This is a genomic window from Pseudoalteromonas sp. NGC95, assembly GCF_015864705.1.
In the GTDB taxonomy this organism is placed as follows: Bacteria; Pseudomonadota; Gammaproteobacteria; order Enterobacterales; family Alteromonadaceae; genus Pseudoalteromonas; species Pseudoalteromonas arctica.
Window position 1 is genome coordinate 41144 of record NZ_JADYWR010000021.1, and the last position, 18583, is coordinate 59726.

Genomic DNA, 18583 nt, shown 5'->3' on the forward strand with positions numbered 1-18583 from the left:
GCCAATAAAAAACCCGCCTAAGCGGGTTTTTAAACAAACTCTAAAAATTATACAGCTTGTTGAATAATCACGTTGTCTGCTTTTTTAGTGTAAGCAGGCATACGGTGGAAGTTCAAGTAACGGTATGTATCTGACGCCGTTGCATTGATCTTCGCAGCATATTCTTGGTACTCAGCAACTGTTGGTAATTTACCAATGATTGCAGCAATTGCAGCAAGCTCAGATGATGCTAAGAATACGTTTGCGCCATTACCTAAACGGTTAGGGAAGTTACGTGTAGAGGTAGACACAACCGTTGCTTTATCTGCAACACGTGCTTGGTTACCCATACATAGTGAACAACCTGGAGTTTCGATACGTGCGCCAACACGACCAAAAATACCGTAGTAACCTTCTTCTGTAAGTTGGTCTTTGTCCATCTTAGTAGGTGGAGCAACCCAAAGCTGAGTCGGAAGTTGACCTTTAAAGCCATCAAGCAACTTACCAGCAGCACGGAAGTGACCAATGTTAGTCATACAAGAACCGATGAATACTTCATCAATTTTCTCGCCAGCAACATCAGAAAGGAGACGCGCATCATCTGGGTCATTTGGAGCACAAAGAACAGGTTCTTTAATCTCAGCTAAATCAATTTCAACGATATGCTTGTACTCTGCATCAGCGTCAGCTTCCATTAGTTCTGGGTTAGCTAACCAATCTTGCATTGCAGTAATACGACGTTCAATCGTACGTACATCGCCGTAACCTTCAGAAATCATCCACTTAAGCATAACAATGTTTGATTCTAGGTATTCAGAGATAGACTCTTTAGATAACTTAACAGTACAACCTGCTGCCGAACGCTCTGCAGATGCATCTGATAATTCAAACGCTTGCTCAACAGTTAGGTGCTCAACGCCTTCAATTTCTAGTACGCGACCAGAGAATTCGTTAATTTTACCTTTTTTCTCAACTGTTAATAAACCTTGTTTGATACCGTAGTAAGGGATTGCATGAACAAGGTCACGTAGAGTGATACCTGGTTGCATTTCGCCTTTAAAACGAACCAAAATAGATTCAGGCATATCAAGCGGCATAACACCCGTTGCTGCTGCGAATGCTACTGCACCCGAACCGGCTGGGAATGAAATACCTAATGGGAAACGTGTATGTGAATCACCACCAGTACCTACGGTATCTGGTAATAACATACGGTTTAACCACGAGTGAATAATACCATCACCTGGACGAAGTGAAACACCGCCACGGTTCATGATGAAATCAGGAAGCGTATGGTGAGTGCTTACATCGATAGGCTTAGGATAAGCTGATGTATGACAGAAAGACTGCATTGTTAAATCTGCAGAGAAACCTAAACATGCTAGATCTTTAAGTTCGTCACGTGTCATAGGACCTGTTGTATCTTGCGAACCAACAGTTGTCATTTTAGGCTCACAGTACTGACCTGGGCGAATACCTGCAACGTTACATGCTTTACCAACCATTTTTTGCGCTAGTGTGAAGCCTTTATCAGAAACTTCTGTTGCTGTTGGTACTTTAAATGTATCAGTTGCGCCTAAGCCAAGAGATGTACGCGCTTTATCAGTTAAACCACGACCGATGATTAGTGGAATACGACCACCAGCACGAACTTCATCTAAAATCACATCAGATTTAAGCTCAAAAGTAGAAATCACTTTATCAGTACCATGTTGCTTAACAACACCTTCGTACGGATAAATATCGATTTGCTCGCCCATGTTGAGTTCATCAACATTTAATTCGATTGGTAATGCGCCTGAATCTTCCATTGTGTTGAAGAAGATTGGAGCAATTTTATTACCTAGACATACACCGCCAACACGCTTGTTTGGTACAAACGGGATATCATCGCCCATAAACCAAAGTACAGAGTTAGTTGCAGACTTACGAGAAGAACCCGTACCAACAACATCACCTACGTAAGCAAGTGGTAAACCTTTAGTTTTTAATTCTTCAATCTGAGTAATTGGACCAACTTCGCCCGCTTTATCAGGTGTAATACCATCGCGTTCAATTTTTAGCATTGCTAAAGCATGAAGTGGGATATCTGGACGAGACCATGCATCTGGTGCAGGAGACAAGTCATCAGTATTTGTTTCGCCAGTTACTTTAAATACAGTAACTGAAATCTTTTCAGCAACAGCTGGTTTATTAGTAAACCATTCTGCATTTGCCCAAGACTCAATAATTTGCTTAGCGAATGTATTACCTGCTTTTGCTTTTTCTTCTACATCGTAAAACGCATCAAACATAAGTAATGTATTTGAAAGGCCTTTAACTACGATTGGTGCAAGTGTTTCGTCATCAAGTAGGTCAATCATTGGTGCGATATTGTAACCGCCCAACATTGTACCTAATAATTCTGCCGCTTTTTCTTTAGAAACAAGTGGAGAATTAGTTTCACCTTTAGCTACAGCTGCTAAGAAGCCCGCTTTAATATAAGCAGCATCATCAACACCTGCTGGTATACGCTGAATGAACAAATCTAAAATGAATTCTTCTTCACCTGCAGGTGGAGTTTTTATTAATTCAATAAGATCAGCAGTTTGCTGAGCATCTAATGGCGCTGGTACGATACCTAACGCGGCACGTTCTTCTACGTGTTTACGATATTCTTGTAGCACAATATTGCCCTCTTGGTGACGTGAAAGTATCCGGTAGCGCTTCAAGCGCAAATAAGTTACCCAATACTTATAGTATTCTAACGCGTAATTATAAAGCTTTTATGGATAGATGAAAATCCATCCAGTTACGCAACTGATTATACCGATTATAAATACTATGAATAGTGGTTGTAGTAAAAACTATTTTCATGAATACTTGTTAAGTAAGAATCATTACCATTAACCAATATTAATTTATTACAGACATAAAAAAACCCAGCACTTGGCTGGGTTTTTATTACAAACTATTTAATTAACGTAAAACTTTAACGTTTTTGATAGTTTTGATATGCGCTTCTACACGGCGGTTTTCTGCGTTTGCAGCTTTAGTGTTTGCATCATTTTTAAGACGCTCTTCACCTAAACCAACTGTAGTAATACGGTCTTTAGCAATGCCATCAGAAACTAATTGCTTAGCTACTGCATCAGCACGTTTTTTAGATAACCATTTGTTGTAAGTTGCTTTACCTACAGAAGAAGTGTGACCTTCTAAAAGTACTGTTGTATCTGGGTACTCTTTTAAGAATGCAGATACTTTTTCAATATCGTTTAAGTACTGAGTAGATACTGCTGAAGCATTGTTAGGGAAAGTCACTAATAAGCTTACAGTTACTTCTTTATCTTCATATAAAGTACAACCAGTGCCATCAACTGCATCAGTCATAGGTGTGTTAGCACACTTATCATCTGCATCAGCAATGTTGTCGTTGTCGCTATCTGTAGGAGCTACAGCTACTTCAACAATTTCTGGAGCTGGTTTAACTGGCTCTACAGGAGCTGAATTTTGGCCGAATAAGTAGTTAATACCAATTTTAGCGCCTACATCTGTGTAGCCACGGTCAAGACCTTGGTATACAGCTGTTTCAGCATTTACAAATAAGCCATCTGTAATGAAATGTTGGTAACCAACACCTGCATTTAAGAATGTGTTGTCATCTACTACGTCCATTTCTTTAATACCGAAAAGACCGTAGAAAGGACCACCATTTAAATGGTAAAGAGCATCAATACCGTAACGCTCGCCATCAATACTGTTGCGGTTGCCAGCAACTTTATCAAAAGCATTAAAGTCCATATCTGCATATTCAAGACGTGCGCTCCAGTAATCACTGAAACGGTAACCGGCTTCAACACCCCAGCCAGTTGATTCATTTACGTCAAGACCAGCTTGAGCACGCATGTTTTTCCAAGATGCGTCATAGTAGTCGCCAAATGCGCCAATGTAGAAACCTTCTTCTTTATCAGCAGCGAATGTAGATGCGCTAGTTGCAGCCAACGCGATTGCAATTGTAAGTGATTTTAATTTCATTGTTTTCTTCCCATTTGAACAATTTTAAATTGTAGCTAATCGATACTAGCTCAATCAGTTTTATATAGACTAACTGAGCCTTTGTTAATCAATACTTAACGAAAAATAAAGTTTATAACTTTTTTCTATGCCCAGTCACAACACACATCCACTTACTATAGGCGAAATTAAAACTTTATTGAAAAATAAATATAGTAGTTTTTTGTAAATTAGTACTTAGCAAGGAATGTAAGAGCAATTAAATTAAATGCACTTATAAATGTAAATGCAAAGAAACATTGCTTGGCTTTAATTCGGCGCATAATACCACCAGAATTAACATTCCCCTAGATATATGCGCATGTTTGATTAAAAAATGACTCTTTTTAATCATGTGGTTATATTTAAAGTTAAGAGTTAAGTACCACAAAAAGTCTGGTAATCATTCTCATTTATCGGCGTAGCTTGAAATTCTGATAATTTTTCACTGTCAGAATACGGGTTACTGGCTATTTTTATAAAGCGCTGTAGCAACTCACTAGACCCAGTAGCGTTATATTGTGCAATTATTTCTTCGATCACATGATTACGCGGTATTACACGAGGATTTGCAGTTCTCATTACTTCATAACTATTATCGTCGGTTAAGCTTACCCACTTAGCTCTCCATTCAATTAGCGACTCTGGTATTACTACTTCTTCTTTTAAGGATTCAGTAAGCGCATCAAAAGTATTGGTGTAATCGAGCTGGTTATCTTTTAATAGTGTTAACAACTCTGCGATTAACTCGCCACTACTATTGAAAGATTCATTTAAACCCAGTTTTTGTGCCCACATAGCCGTAAACTCAGTATTAAACTGATCTGCAAAGCTATTAATAAATGGCGTCATTAATGAAACCGCTTGCTCGTCATCATCGCTAATAAGTGGTATTAAACTCTCAGCTAAGCGAGCACAGTTCCAGTTAGCTATATTAGGTTGATTACCAAATGCATACCGACCTTGTTTGTCGATAGAGCTAAATACGGTATCAAAGTCAAAGCTATTCATCATGGCACACGGGCCGTAATCAATGGTTTCTCCGTTTACTAGCGTATTATCGGTATTCATTACTCCATGAATAAAGCCAACACGCATCCAGCTCACAACTAGCTTAACTTGGTTTTTAATCACAGCGCCTAAAAATGCTAAATAACGCTGCGATCCTGTATCCGTTATTTCTGGGTAGTGTCGCTCTATAGCTAAATCGGCTAAATTTTTAAGTCCTTCAACATCGCCTTGCGTCGCTAAATATTGAAACGAGCCAACACGAATATGGCTCGTTGCTAAACGAGTAACTATAGCACCTGCTTGTGGCGGATTACGATAAACCGTTTCGCCACTACCAACAACCGCTAAGCAGCGTGTGGTTTTAATGCCTAGTGCATGCATTGCCTCGCTCATTACGTATTCACGAATAGCAGGACCAAGAGCACAACGCCCATCCCCCCCTCTTGAGTAAGGAGTAGCACCAGAGCCTTTTAATTGAATATCCCACAACTGGTTTTTATCATCATTAATAGCGCCCAATAAATGCGCTCGCCCATCGCCTAAACGTGGTGAAAAATGCCCAAATTGGTGCCCAGAGTAACCAAGTGCTACTGCCGGAATCGCCTGTTTCTCGTTACCGCTAAAAGTGCTAGCACGCAAATCAGCTGCAACGTTAATATTAAACTCTTTTGCTAAGCTCTCATTCCACAGCAATACCTGAGGAGAGGCAACACTTGCAGGGAAATCTTCTATCGCAAAGTTTTCCGTAATGTCTGTGTATCTTGGCACTAATTTCATGGTAATTCCTATTATTGCTGACTTATACCAACACGGTTGTCACCAACGCCATAAGCAACAATTAAACTTAACTCTTGCATACTTAAGCCGCTTTGCTTTTGCATTTCATTAAAAAAAGCTTGGGCAGCACTCAGTGATTTTTTAGTTTGTAAGCCGCCGTCTATAATTTTATGAGCACGTAAGTAATTCTCTACATCGCGTGATAGTAAAAAAGTATCTTTACCAAGTGCTCGTAGCGCATAAGGTCCTGTATTTCCGCCTAAACGCGAACCATGTTTTTTTAAATACGCCCATAAACCAATAATATCGTCTGCTGGCCAATTAGCGACAAACTGGCTAAAACTGCCATGTTCTCCTGCTATTTCGTGGATCATGTAAGCATTTTCGGTAATTGTTTTTACTTTTTTATAGTTACGAACGATTCGCTCATCCGTTGCTTTTTGTTCCAGCATATCAGGTGGCATCATTAATAACTTATCAACGCTAAAATCCCAAAAAACCTCTCTAAAGCCTGGCCACTTATTATTAATGACTGACCAATAAAAGCCGCTTTGAAATACTTTTCGAGTAAATTCCTCAAGCCAATCGTCGTCACTTAACGTGCTTAGTTGTTTTTTAGATAGCGGTTTTGCAAGTAATAACTTAAGCATTTTTTCGGAGCCTTTTCGCTCTACCGCTCGCTTATAAATATCGCTAAATTTTTCCATACTAATTAAATACCTCACTACTTATATTGCTAGTGTACGAGAAAAGCACCCAATACGTAACCACTCCCATTATGGATGAATGAATATGCATTTAGTCGCTTGACACCTAGACGGCTAAAATGCTTTAATCGCCGTAATTACCCTATTTAAATTGCTCCGGTTTGTAAGTTTTTACTCTACAAACAGGTGCAAAGGGCTAGAAGAGGTGCGTTATTCAGGTAGCGTATGTTAGGAGCGCAAACTCCAGTGAGCATACGTGAGGGGAATTAACGCCGAGAAGTAATCACTTTTGCGAGGTGTTTATTTCGGGCGACTAGGTTGAACCCTAGCGACTGTCACCAATAGCTGCTTGTAACAAGCAGCTTATTAGTTTGGTGGAGAGCTTCTGGTCTTAAATATTAAGGCCGTGCGCCCTATTATTTTAAGCCCATTCGCTCTTCGAATTATTAGTTCGAACGACGTTAATGCGGCTCCTTCCATAAAGCTTTTTAACTCTTCGAATAATACCAACTGCATTAAATTAGTTATCGCTAAAATGATCACGTTTTTAATAGCGTTGGTACAAATTATAAGTTCGTGAGAGATGATCAATAACTTCAATTTAAATGACTACTCATTGTGGACCGCGCTCGTAACGCCATTTGATCAACACGGCGATGTTGACTACAACACGTTAACTAAACTGGTTAGCGATCAAGAAGCGGCACATAACGGTATTTTACTACTTGGCAGTACGGGCGAAGGTTTAGCACTAACGCTAAAAGAGCAACAAGCCATTGTTGAACACGTATGCCAGCTAAAACCAGCAGTACCACTCATGGTTGCTGTGGGCGGTAGTAACTTAAAGCAACAAGTTGAGTGGGTTAACTACTGTAATACACTCCCAATTCATAGCTTTTTACTTGGCTCACCGCTTTATGCAAAGCCTGGCGCTATAGGTCAAACTCATTGGTTTGAAAGCCTACTTAATGCAAGTGTTCACCCGTGTATGCTTTATAACGTACCGGGTCGAAGTGCTGTTAGCATCCCAACGGCAACAATTCAAAACTTACAAAATAATAAAAATTTTTGGGCGTTAAAAGAAGCGAGCGGCAGCATTGCTCAGTTTGAAGCTTATCGCCAAGCTGCGCCTAATTTAGCTATTTTTAGTGGCGACGATGCGCTAATGCCTTATTTTGCTCAAGCTGGCGCAAAAGGTTTGGTGTCGGTAGCTGCAAATGCATGGCCCGCACAAACTCACGAGTTTGTTAAACGCAGCTTAAGTGGTCAACACCCTAATTTATTTGCCCAGTGGTCAAGCGCTATTAATAGCCTATTTGCTGTTGCAAACCCTATTCCCGTAAAGGTATTGATGCATTTGCAAGGTCGCTTAAGCAGCCCGCAACTTCGTCCACCTTTAACACACCTTGAGTTAACTCAAACCGATTGCATCACAACTGCAAACAACACCATTTTATCTTGGCATTAAATACAGGTTTTTATAATGAGCTGGTTAGAACTATTAAATAATTTAGAATCGGGCGCAGTACGCGCAGCATCACAAAACGAAAGCGGCCAATGGCAAGCTAACGTAGAAGTAAAACAAGGCATTTTGGATGCCTTCAAAAATGGCACTAATACTGAGTTTGCAGGTGGTTTTGTTGATAAACATAACTTAGCTCCGCAAGAATTTAGTACTGACGATGGCGTACGTATGGTGCCGGGTGGCTCTAGTGTTCGCCGTGGTGCTTATGTTGCTAAAGGCACGATTATTATGCCACCAGCGTATGTAAACATTGGTGCATACATCGACGAAGGCACAATGGTAGATAGCCACGCATTAGTTGGCTCGTGTGCACAAGTAGGTAAAAACGTACATTTAAGTGCTGCAGTGCAGCTTGGTGGTGTACTTGAGCCAATTGGTGCAAGCCCAGTAGTTGTAGAAGACGACGCCTTTATTGGCGCTGGCTGTATTATTGTTGAAGGTGTAGTCATTAAAAAAGGTGCAGTACTTGCCCCAGGCGTGCGTTTATCGGCGACTATTCCGGTATACGACTGCGTAAACGAGCGCCAACTAGATAAAGGCGAGCCAATCCCAGAATACGCGATTGTAATACCAGGCTCTCGCCCTGCGTCAAACGAGTGGGCGCGCGAGCAAGGCTTAAGCATGTCGTGTGCGTTAATTGTTAAATACCGCGACGAGAAAAGCGATGCATCGTTATTGCTTGAAGAGGTTTTACGATAATGAGCTTTTTGAGCACGCCTATCAAAACCGCTGTAAATACAATTACACAACAACTTGATACACCTTTTTTTGTTTACGACCTAGATCAACTAAACGCGCATCTTGCACGTTTAGTTGCGCAAACCGATGTAAAACTGTGGTACGCGGTAAAAGCAAATCCACTGTCTAAAATTATTCAAAGCTTAGACAACGCTGGTTTTAATTTTGACGTAGCAAGTAAAGGTGAGCTTGAGCAAGTGCTAGCACAAGGTATTAGCTCACAGCGCGTGCTCAACACAGGGCCTGCAAAAAGCCCTAAACAAATTAAACACTTTATTGAGCGCGGAGTACGTATATTCGTAGCCGAAAGCCTCAATCAAGTACGTTGGTTAAACCAACAAGCGCAACTACAAAATACGCAGTTGCAAGTGTTACTGCGAGTGCAATTACGCTGGCCTGAAGGTGAAAAAAATCCACTGGGCGGCGACAGCCTTACGCCGTTTGGTTTGGGTTGTGATGAGTGGCAAGCGCTCAATGTAGCCGACTACCCTGCACTTAAGTTTGACGGCTTACATATTTTTCAGTGGGGCAACATGCTTAGCACGCAAAAGCTAAGCGAATTGTGGTCACAAATGATTGCACCACTTAGCCAACTTGCCAGCGATTTAAATATTAGCCTTAAAATTCTCGATTTAGGTGGCGGTTTAGGTATTCCTTATACACAAAATGAAGCAACGCTTGATTGGGATGACTTAATAGCTGCGCTCGCTAAAATTAAAAATGATGCTGGCGTAGAAGAATTATGGATGGAACTTGGTCGTTATGCCGTTGGCGAATGTGGTCATTACGCAAACCCAGTAATAGAGCGCAAACAAAACTATAATCAACAACAAGTCATTTTAAGCGGCGGTATAAATCACTTATTACGCCCTGCTGTTACCAGCCAAGATTTTCCTGCTGCGTTACTGCGTGAATCCAGTGCTAAAACTCAAGCGGTCACTTTATACGGCCCACTTTGTACAGCGCTTGATTGCTTGGGTGAGCATAACCTGCCAAGCGATTTAAATGAGCACGACTGGCTAGTGTTTAGCCAATGCGGTGCTTACGGCTTTACCGAAAGTATGCCGTATTTTTTATGCCACGAGCTCGCCGCCGAGTACACATTGCAAAACGGTGAACTTACCTGTGTTCGCCAAGCCGAAAATGCCAGCCACTACTTAAGGTAATAAGCATGAGTAATACAACACACATCAGCCAAGAGAACATTGTAGTAGGGGAAGTTGCAAACGGCTTACCGCTTACAATTCCGGTGTATCGTTTAAAAGGCGATGGCACAGGGCCTAGTGTTTATGTTCAGGCCAATATGCATGGCGCTGAAGTGCAAGGTAACGCAGTTATTTTTCAGCTACTTGAGCAATTAAAACACCTTAATCTTAATGGCGATATTACATTAGTGCCTTATGCTAACCCAATTGGTTGTAATCAAAAATCTGGCGAGTTTACCCTTGGCAGGTTCGATCCAATTACAGGCACTAATTGGAACCGCATGTACCACTACAATAGAAATTTAGTGGCACAGTTTGCAAAAAATCATACCCAGTATGACGACGCTACATTAAAAAGTAACTTCAAACAGGCACTTATTGACGAGGTAGACAGCAAACTTAACGGCCCGGCTTATTTACTTAATACGGGTAAACGCATTGCACTTAACTTACAAAAGCTCGCTCATCAGGCTGATATAGTACTCGATTTACACACAGGTCCTATTTCAAGCAAGCATTTGTACTGCCCAACCTATGCAACCGACAGCGCGCGTTACTTTAATATTGAACATGTATTGCTTATTCCTAGTGATTTTGACGGCGCTATGGATGAAGCTAACTTTTGCCCATGGTGGCATTTGAGTGATGCACTTAGCGAGCAAGGCCGCGAATTATCAATACCTGTAGAAGCATTTACAGTAGAGCTAGGCAGCCAAGAAAAAATAGACTTAAAAGAAGCACTAAACGATGCTAACAGCATTTTAAGTTACTTAAATCACAAAGGCGTATTACAAAACGCACCGCATACGCCAGCCAATATGACTCGCTATGCATGTAATTTAGATGACTACTTTGCTTATTACGCCCCTATTGGCGGCATGGTTGAATACTTAGCCCCACTTGGTGGGCACATTAAAGCCGGTGAGCCTATTGCTAATATTTTACGCATGGAGCGCTACTTAAGCGAGCAACCACTGCAAACACTTACTCTCGATTGCGATGCAATTGCCATTTTGCACTTTGCCTCGGCGAGTGTTAACCAAGGCACCGAACTTTATAAGTTTTTTACTAACATATTTGAGCTTTAGCTCACCCTTCTCATTGCGTGAGAGTAATACCAATTGCATTAAATTAGTGATCTATTATAGCGATAAGGAAATAGCTTAATAACAAGGCTAAAATTATGGTACATAGTTGTTCTATATAAATAATTTTTAACGTAGTTAGTGAGTTATTTAATACGCTAGAATGATCATGTTTTTAATAAAGTTGGTATAAATTAACTAAAATAGTTAATGTGCATTAAAAAAGCGGCCTAGGCCGCTTTTTTTTCTGATCTATATTTACTTTGTATACGTAGTGTTCTCGTTATAAATACAAATTCAGTAAAAGTTCACCGTTACATATGTAAAAAGACGTTATAATTAAATTAACGCATACAACACAACCCGAACCCACAAGGAATTACAATGAGCTGGCGCCACTGGATCACACTTTCTGCCTTAATAAGTACAGCTACCTTCGCACAAGAAGAAGTTGCTACAAATGAGCAAGACAACGACATCGAACTTGTAAAGCAGTGTATTTTAAATGAAGTAATTGGCGGGGATGGTAAACAAACATTAGACGATCTTCGTAAAAAGTGTTCAGCTCTTGAAGAAAACAAACAACTTACCGCGCTTGATAAACGCCAAGCTCGTGAAGAAGTAGGTAAAAAAAATAGAAATGTAATTACGCCACATAAACGTAACTACATTTTGCCTCTTTCGTACGTATCACACCCAAACGATCGCCCTTTTGATGGCTTTGATGCACTAACCGACGACAACGACGGTGAACCGCTCGACAACTTAGAAGCAAAATACCAGCTATCGATAAAAGTGCCTCTTTACGATGATTTTTCGGATAAAGACCAAGCCATATTTTTTGGCTTTACACTGCAATCATATTGGCAGATTTATAACTCAGAAATTTCTTCTCCATTTCGTGAGACCAACTACGAACCAGAGATATTTTGGATAAATTACCTCGACCCAGAAAACGTATTATGGGGCGACGAAATGGCAATTGCTTTAGGTATTTCGCATCAGTCAAATGGTCGAAGCCAACCAAACTCACGTTCGTGGAACCGTATTTATGCAGATTTTATCTGGGAAAACAGAGGCTTTGTTTTTAGCTTTAAACCTTGGTACCGAATAGCTGAGGACGAAAAAGAAGATATTTTAGAAGCCAATGGCGACGACAACCCAGACATATACAAATACATGGGTTACTTTGAATTTAGCGGCGCGTATCGTTTTCATGACCATGAATTTAGCTTTATGACACGTAACAATTTAAATTCAGATAATCGTGGTGCAATTCAACTCGACTGGTCGTTTCCTTTATGGGGCCGCGTTCGTGGTTATGCACAATACTTTAACGGTTATGGCGAAAGCTTAATTGATTACAATGCGGATGTAGAACGTATTGGTGTAGGTATATTATTAACCGATCTGCTGTGATACTTCCCTAAGTTTTACGCACAAAAAAGCCAAGCATCGCTTGGCTTTTTTGTGTTTTGAACAGCTAAACAGTTATTTTTTTACTACAAACTGCCCTTCAAATTCTGCAACCACGTTATCACCATCGTAAATAGTTACAGGCACTACGTAACTTGCTTTACCGTCGGTTTCTAAATCGCTTAACTTACCCTTACAGATTTGTATATCAACACACCCACGTGGGTCAGTAGTAAGCGGTTTTAAGTACTTAATGTTAGCATCGGCTAATACAATATTACCTTCAAGCCCAGCTTCTTTAAGTGCTAAGTACGTAGCACCCCAACCTGTTAGCGTGGCCAAGCTATAAATAGAACCTGCAAACATGGTGTTATGTAGGTTTAAGTTAGCGTCTAGGTCGGCGCTGGTTGTAAATTGCCAATCGGTATAGCTTTCTACCTTAATCCCCATCGCATCACTAATTGGAATAGACTCACGCCACGTATTTTGTAGCACTTGCGTCCAATTAGGATGGCGGAACCAGCCTGGCTCACACGGTTTTTGCTTTACCATTTTAAAATGTTGCACATCGCCATACGCTAAGTGCGCTTTTTCTTTTAATTCGTAACCGTGGCGTTTATAAAACTCAAGCGCTCGTTCGCGTGCAAACAAAACCAGTTCATCGGCATTTTGTGTCCATGCTATTTTTTCAAGCTCATGAAGCAAACGACTACCAATATGCTGATTACGGTTCCCCTCTGCAACTGCCATGTAGCGCACTTGTGCTTGCTCATGACTGTTAAAGTGCAAACGTGCTACACCTAGCACTTCGCCTTCTTTATTTTTTATAAAGCGGTGCTCAGAGTCTTGTTCCATATCGTCTTGTTCAGAGCCTCGAGGCTCGCCCCAAGGCGCGCGTAATACCTGCCAACGCAATTGGTAATACGCTTGCCAATCTTCGCTACTTTGTGGGATGCTTACCTGAAACATACATACTCCTGTTGTTATATAAGCCGTAAATAAAAGTCAAAAAAAAGGCTACGGCGCTATACTAATAGTATTGGTTATCTACCAAGCTAAAAAAATAAAATAATTAAATTGATTAGCATTATTATGGCAAATACCATACTCCATCTTAAAAAAACTGCAAATACGACTTTGGTGATGGCTGTAAAATAACGTAAAAAAATAATGACAAAGGCCATTGCGCTTTAACGTTGCTAGTTTATGCTGAGAATATGACTGAAAAAATCAATTATATAAATTCACTGACGGGTTTGCTGAGCGATCAATTTATTGAAAATAGCCACAGCATTGGTCAGTTAATCTATTGGCATAAATGCAGTGGCGATCACATTCAAGTACGTGAGCACGAGCAGTTACGCTGGTTACTTATTAACGACACTCTTCAATCTGTTATTGATTTAAATAACCCGGATTTATTACTTTTTCCACACTTATTGTACCTAGATAAGCACTGGCAAGCTCTTAGCGCGCCACAAAAAGTGTTAGAACTCGGCCTTGGCGGCGGTGCAATTCGTAACTATTTACAACACAAATACCCTAAAGCACAAATAACATCGGTTGAAAAAAACGCCGATATTATTGATTGCTATACCCAGTTTTTTTCGTCAAATAAGAATGAGCAACTGCTGTGCGCCGATGCGCAACAGATTTTAGAAAGTGTGCAAAATATTGATTGGATTATTCTAGATTTATTTAGCCAAATAGACGCGCCTCGATTTTTATTTGAAGAGGCATTTTATAAAAAAATCTACTCGGCTTTAAATAACAACGGCGTGCTATTTATTAACTTTTTATCGCAGCATGAGTCGCAATTAAAGCAACTTCAGCAGCTATTACTCGATGTATTTGGTTGTAATGTTAGCCCGCAAAAAATTACGGGCTATGTAAATCATATTGTCGTGGTAACCAAAAACTTAAACAGATAAGTTAAACGTAACGGGCCCATCGTTACACAAGCTTACTTGCATATCGGCACCAAACTCACCTGTGGCTATTGTAAGCCCCAACTCTTTAGCTTGAGCTACAAAGTATTCGTAAAGCTCGTTAGCTTGGCTTGGCGTTGCCGCAGATGAAAAACTAGGGCGCATACCCTTTTTAGTATCAGCCGCTAGCGTAAATTGCGAAACAACAAGTAACTCACCTTTAATATCTTTAAGGCTTAAGTTCATTTTGTCGTTTTCGTCAGTAAAAATACGATAATTACTTACCTTGTGTAAAAGCTTATCGGCCGTTTGTTTGTCGTCGTGTTTTTCAACGCCCAGCAACAACAATATACCTTGGCTAATTTCGCCTACCACGTGGTTGTTAATTTCTACTTTGGCATGCTTTACACGTTGTATTAAACCTTGCATTTAAACTGTGTCCTTTACTGCTGGTTCATCATCTTCTAGTTCAAGCTCTGGTGTTTCTGGAATATCATTTGGGCTAATGCACGCAGTAAATTCAGCGCCAAGCAAAACAACGACCCACGACAAATACACCCATACAAATAAAATAGGAATGGTTGCTACTGCGCCATAAATAACTTCGTACGACGGAAAATGGCTAATATAAAGAGCAAACCCTTTTTTAGTTAACTCAAACAAAAGTGCCGCAAAAAAAGCGCCAGGTATTGCCGCTCTAAACGACACGCGCGTATTAGGCACTAAGGTGTAGAGCATAATAAAGCCCACCATCGAAATCCCATACGGCAATAGCTTTAACAAAAACCCGCTAAACCCCGGAATTCCCTGATCAGCAAACGACACCAAAGATACAATATAAGAGGTAACACCAATACTGGCACCGAGCAACATAGGCCCTAAGCTCAAAACCATCCAATACACAGCAAATGAGATCATCATTGGGCGCTTTTTCTTAATTCGCCAAATTCGGTTCAATGTGGCATCTACATTACGTATTAACAGCAATGCAATTGCAGCTAAAAAGCCAATACCTACCGCCGTCATTTGGTTGGCATTGCCCGCAAAGGAGCTAATGTGCTCTCTAATAACATCGGTAGAGGTAGGGACAAAGTTGGTAAACAAAAAGCTCTCAATTTCCATACGAGTAGATTCAAAGCCCGGAAAAGCTGAAAATATAGCAACACCCACTGCAATTAATGGCACTAACGACAGAAGGGTTACGTAAGCAAGGTAACCTGCATTAACCGTTATTTGATCGTCTATACACCGATTAAAATACTGCATCCACCAACCAGGTTGCTGGCGTATAAAGGACTTAACTTGCTGTTTGTAATGTGAGAGCTTATCATTCATACAATTGACTTGTGCTTATATAGTTTTGATTATAATAACAATCAGCGCCATAATTTACAGCACTAACGCTCGTAAACAGGAATTCAAATGAAAAAACAAACATTACTCAGTGTTTCAATGCTTGTAGTAACACTTACTTTAACTGGCTGCCAATCAGCTTATTATTCTGCGATGGAAAAAGTGGGTGTTCACAAACGCGATATTCTAATTGACCGCGTAGAAGAAACCAAAGACTCGCAACAAGAGTCACAAGAAGAATTTAAATCGGCACTAGAGCGCTTAACTACTCTAATCGATTTTAATGGTGGCGAACTACAAGACACTTACAATCAACTAAACGATGATTACGAGTCGAGCTTAAATGCCGCTAACGAAGTGTCAACTAACATCAATAAAGTAGAAGACGTGGCAGAAGCGCTATTTGATGAGTGGGGCGATGAGCTAGAGCAATACAAAAGCGCATCACTTAAGCGTGAAAGCAGCAAAAAGCTAGCCGCGACTAAGCGTCAATTTGATCAGCTATTACGCTCAATGCGCAGCGCAGAGAGTAAAATGGAGCCAGTATTAACCTCGCTTCATGATAACGTTTTATACCTAAAGCATAACTTAAATGCACAAGCGGTATCGGCTATTAAAGGTGAATTCACTAACCTTAAGCGCGATATTCAATTGTTGATGAACGACATGAACAAATCGATTGCCGATTCAAACAAATTTATTGAACAAATGAATAGCGCTGGCTAATTATTTGTTACTTTAACAAGCCTGCTTAATTGCAGGCTTTTTTATGTTAAAGGGAATGCTAAAAGGGATTTACAATGAAACGCTTTTTAATCGCAACAACGCTCTTATGTATATTAACGGCCTGCGGTGCCCCTAATAATATTAATCGTATTACCAGCCCTGACTCAGTTGTTGTTATTAATGATAAGAACGGTCGTTATAAAAATTTATACACAGGTGAAAAAACATATCCCACTACCTGTACTGAAAACTGCTACCCAGCCGACCCAGACTTACTATGCAAAACCGGCAGCGAAAACTGCCAGTACCAAGGCCAGCAAACTAAACCACAACTTAGCACCGGTTATACCGTACGCTGGCTTGGCCACGCTAGTTTTGTAATTAACACCCCAAATGGTCAAAGTGTGCTGTTTGATCCGGTAAAAAATCAGTTTGATTCTCCAGTCGCACTTGGCTTTAAACTCGGCGGTGGTATTTATCGTAAAGCCGGCGCTTGGCCTAGTGAGCAAGAACTGGAAAATATTGATGCTGTAATGTATTCGCATATTCATTACGATCACTTTAATAAGGCCGACATACAAAGCATTGGCAATAAACCTCGCTATTTAACACCACTCGGTATGGCCGACAACTTCCCCACCGGCGGTTTTAATATTAGCGAAATGCCATGGTACTCAACAACCAACATTGACGACTTAGTTATTAATGCCGTGCCAGCTCATCATTTTAGCGCTCGTGTATTGGTGCCCTTTATTTACGAAGATAACAATAAAGACTTATGGAATGGCTGGCTGCTTGAACAAAACGGCAGTACCTTATTTTTTGCAGGCGATACGGGCTACTCAAAACACTTTAAAGACATACAGCAAAAATATGGCGATATAGATGTGTGCTTAATACCAATCGCATCTTACTACAGTAAAGAAAGTGGTAAATTTTATCGCTACGTTCACACCACACCAGAAGACGCGCTCAACGCAGCACAAGAACTTAACTGCAAAGTAATGATACCGTGGGGGTATGGTAACTCAAGTTGGAAAATGGGCGACCATACTAGCCACTCTGCTTTGCTACGTTTATTACACATGGTTAAAAAAATGGATGCTAAAACACCGCTGTATATTTTAAACGAAGGCGAAAGTATTTCACTGTAACTATTTACTTAGCTGTTTTAAGATTGTTATTACATTAAGACAAATCCACAATAAAATTGAGAAATTAATGAAAAAATTAGCACTCGCCTTAAGCTTTTTATTAAGCACGCCTGCAATGGCCATTGATGTTGAACATACATCAACTCCAATTACTATTGATGGCCTATCAGAAAGTGCGTGGGATAAAGCCGCTTGGCACGATATGCCTTATTTAATGGATGGCACACTGCCATCAAACGATGCCGACTTTAAAGGGCGTTATCGCTTACTGTGGGATCAAAACTACTTATACCTACAAGCCGATATTGTGGATGATGTTTTAATAGATACACACGCCGATCCAACGTATAAATATTGGGATGACGATGCGCTTGAAGTATTTATTGATAGCGATGCATCAGGTGGTAATCATCAATTTAATCACACCGCTTTGGCATACCATATTGGCCTTGATAACCAAGCCGCCGATTACGGACCTGATAAAAAAGCCCATTTGTATACCGACCACCTAGTTAGTAACTGGAAGCGCAATACCACCGCACCTTTTAACATTACCTGGGAAGTAGCAATAAAACTCTACCCTAACGATTATAAAGAAGGAGCTAATAACACCCCACTTACACTTAGCGAAAAACAAGTAATAGGCTTTATGTTAGCGTATTGTGATAACGATGGCAGCGACGTGCGCGAGCATTTTATGGGCTCACACGAAGTACAACCAGTAAATGGCGACAGAAATCGTGGCTTTATAGATGCCGACGTCTTTGGCAAAATAACCCTACTCCCTAAAAAGTAAGTAGCTACCAACTACCACCAACAAAATAATTAAGTAGGTTGGGTTGAGCGAAGCTAAACCCAACGAAAAAAGCCCACCAAAAAACACTGATACTTCGCATTATCAGCTGTTTCAGCTCTCTCTTTCTCTTCTCATTCCCTTCTCCTTGTGC

16 protein-coding genes and 1 riboswitch are annotated in these 18583 nt (G+C 40.5%); of the genes, 9 read left to right on the forward strand and 7 right to left on the reverse strand.

The window, feature by feature from the left end; translation table 11 throughout:
- Positions 1-47: 47 nt before the first annotated feature.
- The 4 genes from acnB to I6E70_RS16580 all read right to left on the reverse strand — a co-directional run bounded on the left by acnB (position 48) and on the right by I6E70_RS16580 (position 6506).
- Complete coding sequence (gene acnB / locus I6E70_RS16565) at positions 48-2645, reverse strand: bifunctional aconitate hydratase 2/2-methylisocitrate dehydratase (RefSeq protein WP_007579986.1); 2598 nt, start codon at positions 2643-2645, stop codon at positions 48-50.
- 292 nt (positions 2646-2937) lie between these two features.
- Positions 2938-3993, reverse strand: a complete 1056-nt coding sequence (locus I6E70_RS16570; RefSeq protein WP_024597215.1) for an OmpA family protein — start codon at positions 3991-3993, stop codon at positions 2938-2940.
- A gap of 396 nt (positions 3994-4389) precedes the next feature.
- Entirely contained in the window at positions 4390-5799 is a 1410-nt protein-coding gene (locus I6E70_RS16575; protein ID WP_197189221.1) for a protein adenylyltransferase SelO, read from the reverse strand.
- Between the two features lie 11 nt (positions 5800-5810).
- Entirely contained in the window at positions 5811-6506 is a 696-nt protein-coding gene (locus tag I6E70_RS16580; RefSeq protein WP_024589543.1) for a DNA-3-methyladenine glycosylase I, read from the reverse strand.
- A 192-nt stretch (positions 6507-6698) separates the two neighbouring features.
- A riboswitch (Lysine riboswitch) is annotated at positions 6699-6899 on the forward strand.
- A gap of 190 nt (positions 6900-7089) precedes the next feature.
- Between I6E70_RS16580 and dapA the strand changes: the two genes are divergently transcribed.
- The 5 genes from dapA to I6E70_RS16605 all read left to right on the forward strand — a co-directional run bounded on the left by dapA (position 7090) and on the right by I6E70_RS16605 (position 12478).
- Positions 7090-7974: a 4-hydroxy-tetrahydrodipicolinate synthase gene (gene dapA, locus I6E70_RS16585; RefSeq protein WP_197189222.1), complete on the forward strand. Its 885-nt coding sequence runs from the start codon at positions 7090-7092 to the stop codon at positions 7972-7974.
- A 15-nt stretch (positions 7975-7989) separates the two neighbouring features.
- Positions 7990-8730, forward strand: coding sequence for a 2,3,4,5-tetrahydropyridine-2,6-dicarboxylate N-succinyltransferase (locus I6E70_RS16590; RefSeq protein WP_007376223.1), 741 nt, complete (start codon positions 7990-7992; stop codon positions 8728-8730).
- Complete coding sequence (locus I6E70_RS16595; protein ID WP_197189223.1) at positions 8730-9935, forward strand: PLP-dependent decarboxylase; 1206 nt, start codon at positions 8730-8732, stop codon at positions 9933-9935. The genes I6E70_RS16590 and I6E70_RS16595 overlap by 1 nt, the downstream gene beginning before the upstream one ends.
- 5 nt (positions 9936-9940) lie before the next feature.
- Positions 9941-11062, forward strand: a complete 1122-nt coding sequence (locus I6E70_RS16600; protein ID WP_197189224.1) for a succinylglutamate desuccinylase/aspartoacylase family protein — start codon at positions 9941-9943, stop codon at positions 11060-11062.
- Between the two features lie 381 nt (positions 11063-11443).
- Positions 11444-12478, forward strand: a complete 1035-nt coding sequence (locus I6E70_RS16605) for a phospholipase A (protein WP_002958796.1) — start codon at positions 11444-11446, stop codon at positions 12476-12478.
- Positions 12479-12550: 72 nt separating this feature from the next.
- Here the strand turns inward: I6E70_RS16605 and I6E70_RS16610 are convergent, their stop codons facing one another.
- Positions 12551-13444 carry a bifunctional GNAT family N-acetyltransferase/hotdog fold thioesterase gene (locus I6E70_RS16610; protein ID WP_197189225.1) on the reverse strand — a complete coding sequence of 298 codons (894 nt, stop codon included), beginning with the start codon at positions 13442-13444 and terminating at the stop codon, positions 12551-12553.
- A 248-nt stretch (positions 13445-13692) separates the two neighbouring features.
- Here I6E70_RS16610 and I6E70_RS16615 point away from each other — a divergent pair, with 248 nt between their 5' ends.
- Positions 13693-14406 (forward strand): spermidine synthase, encoded by a 714-nt coding sequence (locus tag I6E70_RS16615; protein ID WP_007376217.1) that lies wholly within the window; start codon positions 13693-13695, stop codon positions 14404-14406.
- On the opposite strand, the gene dtd is transcribed toward I6E70_RS16615, so the two are convergent.
- Entirely contained in the window at positions 14395-14832 is a 438-nt protein-coding gene (gene dtd / locus I6E70_RS16620) for a D-aminoacyl-tRNA deacylase (protein ID WP_007582156.1), read from the reverse strand. The genes I6E70_RS16615 and dtd overlap by 12 nt on opposite strands.
- Positions 14833-15738, reverse strand: coding sequence for a virulence factor BrkB family protein (locus I6E70_RS16625; RefSeq protein ID WP_007582159.1), 906 nt, complete (start codon positions 15736-15738; stop codon positions 14833-14835).
- Between the two features lie 87 nt (positions 15739-15825).
- Between I6E70_RS16625 and I6E70_RS16630 the strand changes: the two genes are divergently transcribed.
- From I6E70_RS16630 to I6E70_RS16640, 3 genes are all read left to right on the forward strand, one after another.
- Positions 15826-16482 carry a DUF2959 domain-containing protein gene (locus I6E70_RS16630; RefSeq protein WP_010554796.1) on the forward strand — a complete coding sequence of 219 codons (657 nt, stop codon included), beginning with the start codon at positions 15826-15828 and terminating at the stop codon, positions 16480-16482.
- 74 nt (positions 16483-16556) lie between these two features.
- Positions 16557-17636, forward strand: a complete 1080-nt coding sequence (locus I6E70_RS16635) for an MBL fold metallo-hydrolase (protein ID WP_197189226.1) — start codon at positions 16557-16559, stop codon at positions 17634-17636.
- 67 nt (positions 17637-17703) lie between these two features.
- The gene (locus I6E70_RS16640; RefSeq protein WP_197189227.1) at positions 17704-18432 is read left to right on the forward strand and encodes a CBM9 family sugar-binding protein; all 729 of its coding nucleotides are present in this window, start codon (positions 17704-17706) and stop codon (positions 18430-18432) included.
- The last annotated feature ends 151 nt before the right edge of the window (positions 18433-18583 follow it).

Excerpts from the sequence above, each read along its gene's own strand:
- I6E70_RS16605 (WP_002958796.1), top strand. The coding sequence starts at position 11,444 with ATGAGCTGGCGCCACTGGATCACACTTTCTGCCTTAATAAGTACAGCT.
- I6E70_RS16615 (WP_007376217.1), top strand. The coding sequence starts at position 13,693 with ATGACTGAAAAAATCAATTATATAAATTCACTGACGGGTTTGCTGAGC.
- I6E70_RS16630 (WP_010554796.1), top strand. The coding sequence starts at position 15,826 with ATGAAAAAACAAACATTACTCAGTGTTTCAATGCTTGTAGTAACACTT.
- I6E70_RS16590 (WP_007376223.1), top strand. The coding sequence starts at position 7,990 with ATGAGCTGGTTAGAACTATTAAATAATTTAGAATCGGGCGCAGTACGC.
- I6E70_RS16595 (WP_197189223.1), top strand. The coding sequence starts at position 8,730 with ATGAGCTTTTTGAGCACGCCTATCAAAACCGCTGTAAATACAATTACA.
- dtd (WP_007582156.1), bottom strand. The coding sequence starts at position 14,832 with ATGCAAGGTTTAATACAACGTGTAAAGCATGCCAAAGTAGAAATTAAC.
- I6E70_RS16635 (WP_197189226.1), top strand. The coding sequence starts at position 16,557 with ATGAAACGCTTTTTAATCGCAACAACGCTCTTATGTATATTAACGGCC.
- I6E70_RS16570 (WP_024597215.1), bottom strand. The coding sequence starts at position 3,993 with ATGAAATTAAAATCACTTACAATTGCAATCGCGTTGGCTGCAACTAGC.
- I6E70_RS16625 (WP_007582159.1), bottom strand. The coding sequence starts at position 15,738 with ATGAATGATAAGCTCTCACATTACAAACAGCAAGTTAAGTCCTTTATA.
- I6E70_RS16640 (WP_197189227.1), top strand. The coding sequence starts at position 17,704 with ATGAAAAAATTAGCACTCGCCTTAAGCTTTTTATTAAGCACGCCTGCA.
- I6E70_RS16610 (WP_197189225.1), bottom strand. The coding sequence starts at position 13,444 with ATGTTTCAGGTAAGCATCCCACAAAGTAGCGAAGATTGGCAAGCGTAT.
- I6E70_RS16575 (WP_197189221.1), bottom strand. The coding sequence starts at position 5,799 with ATGAAATTAGTGCCAAGATACACAGACATTACGGAAAACTTTGCGATA.
- I6E70_RS16580 (WP_024589543.1), bottom strand. The coding sequence starts at position 6,506 with ATGGAAAAATTTAGCGATATTTATAAGCGAGCGGTAGAGCGAAAAGGC.
- dapA (WP_197189222.1), top strand. The coding sequence starts at position 7,090 with ATGATCAATAACTTCAATTTAAATGACTACTCATTGTGGACCGCGCTC.
- I6E70_RS16600 (WP_197189224.1), top strand. The coding sequence starts at position 9,941 with ATGAGTAATACAACACACATCAGCCAAGAGAACATTGTAGTAGGGGAA.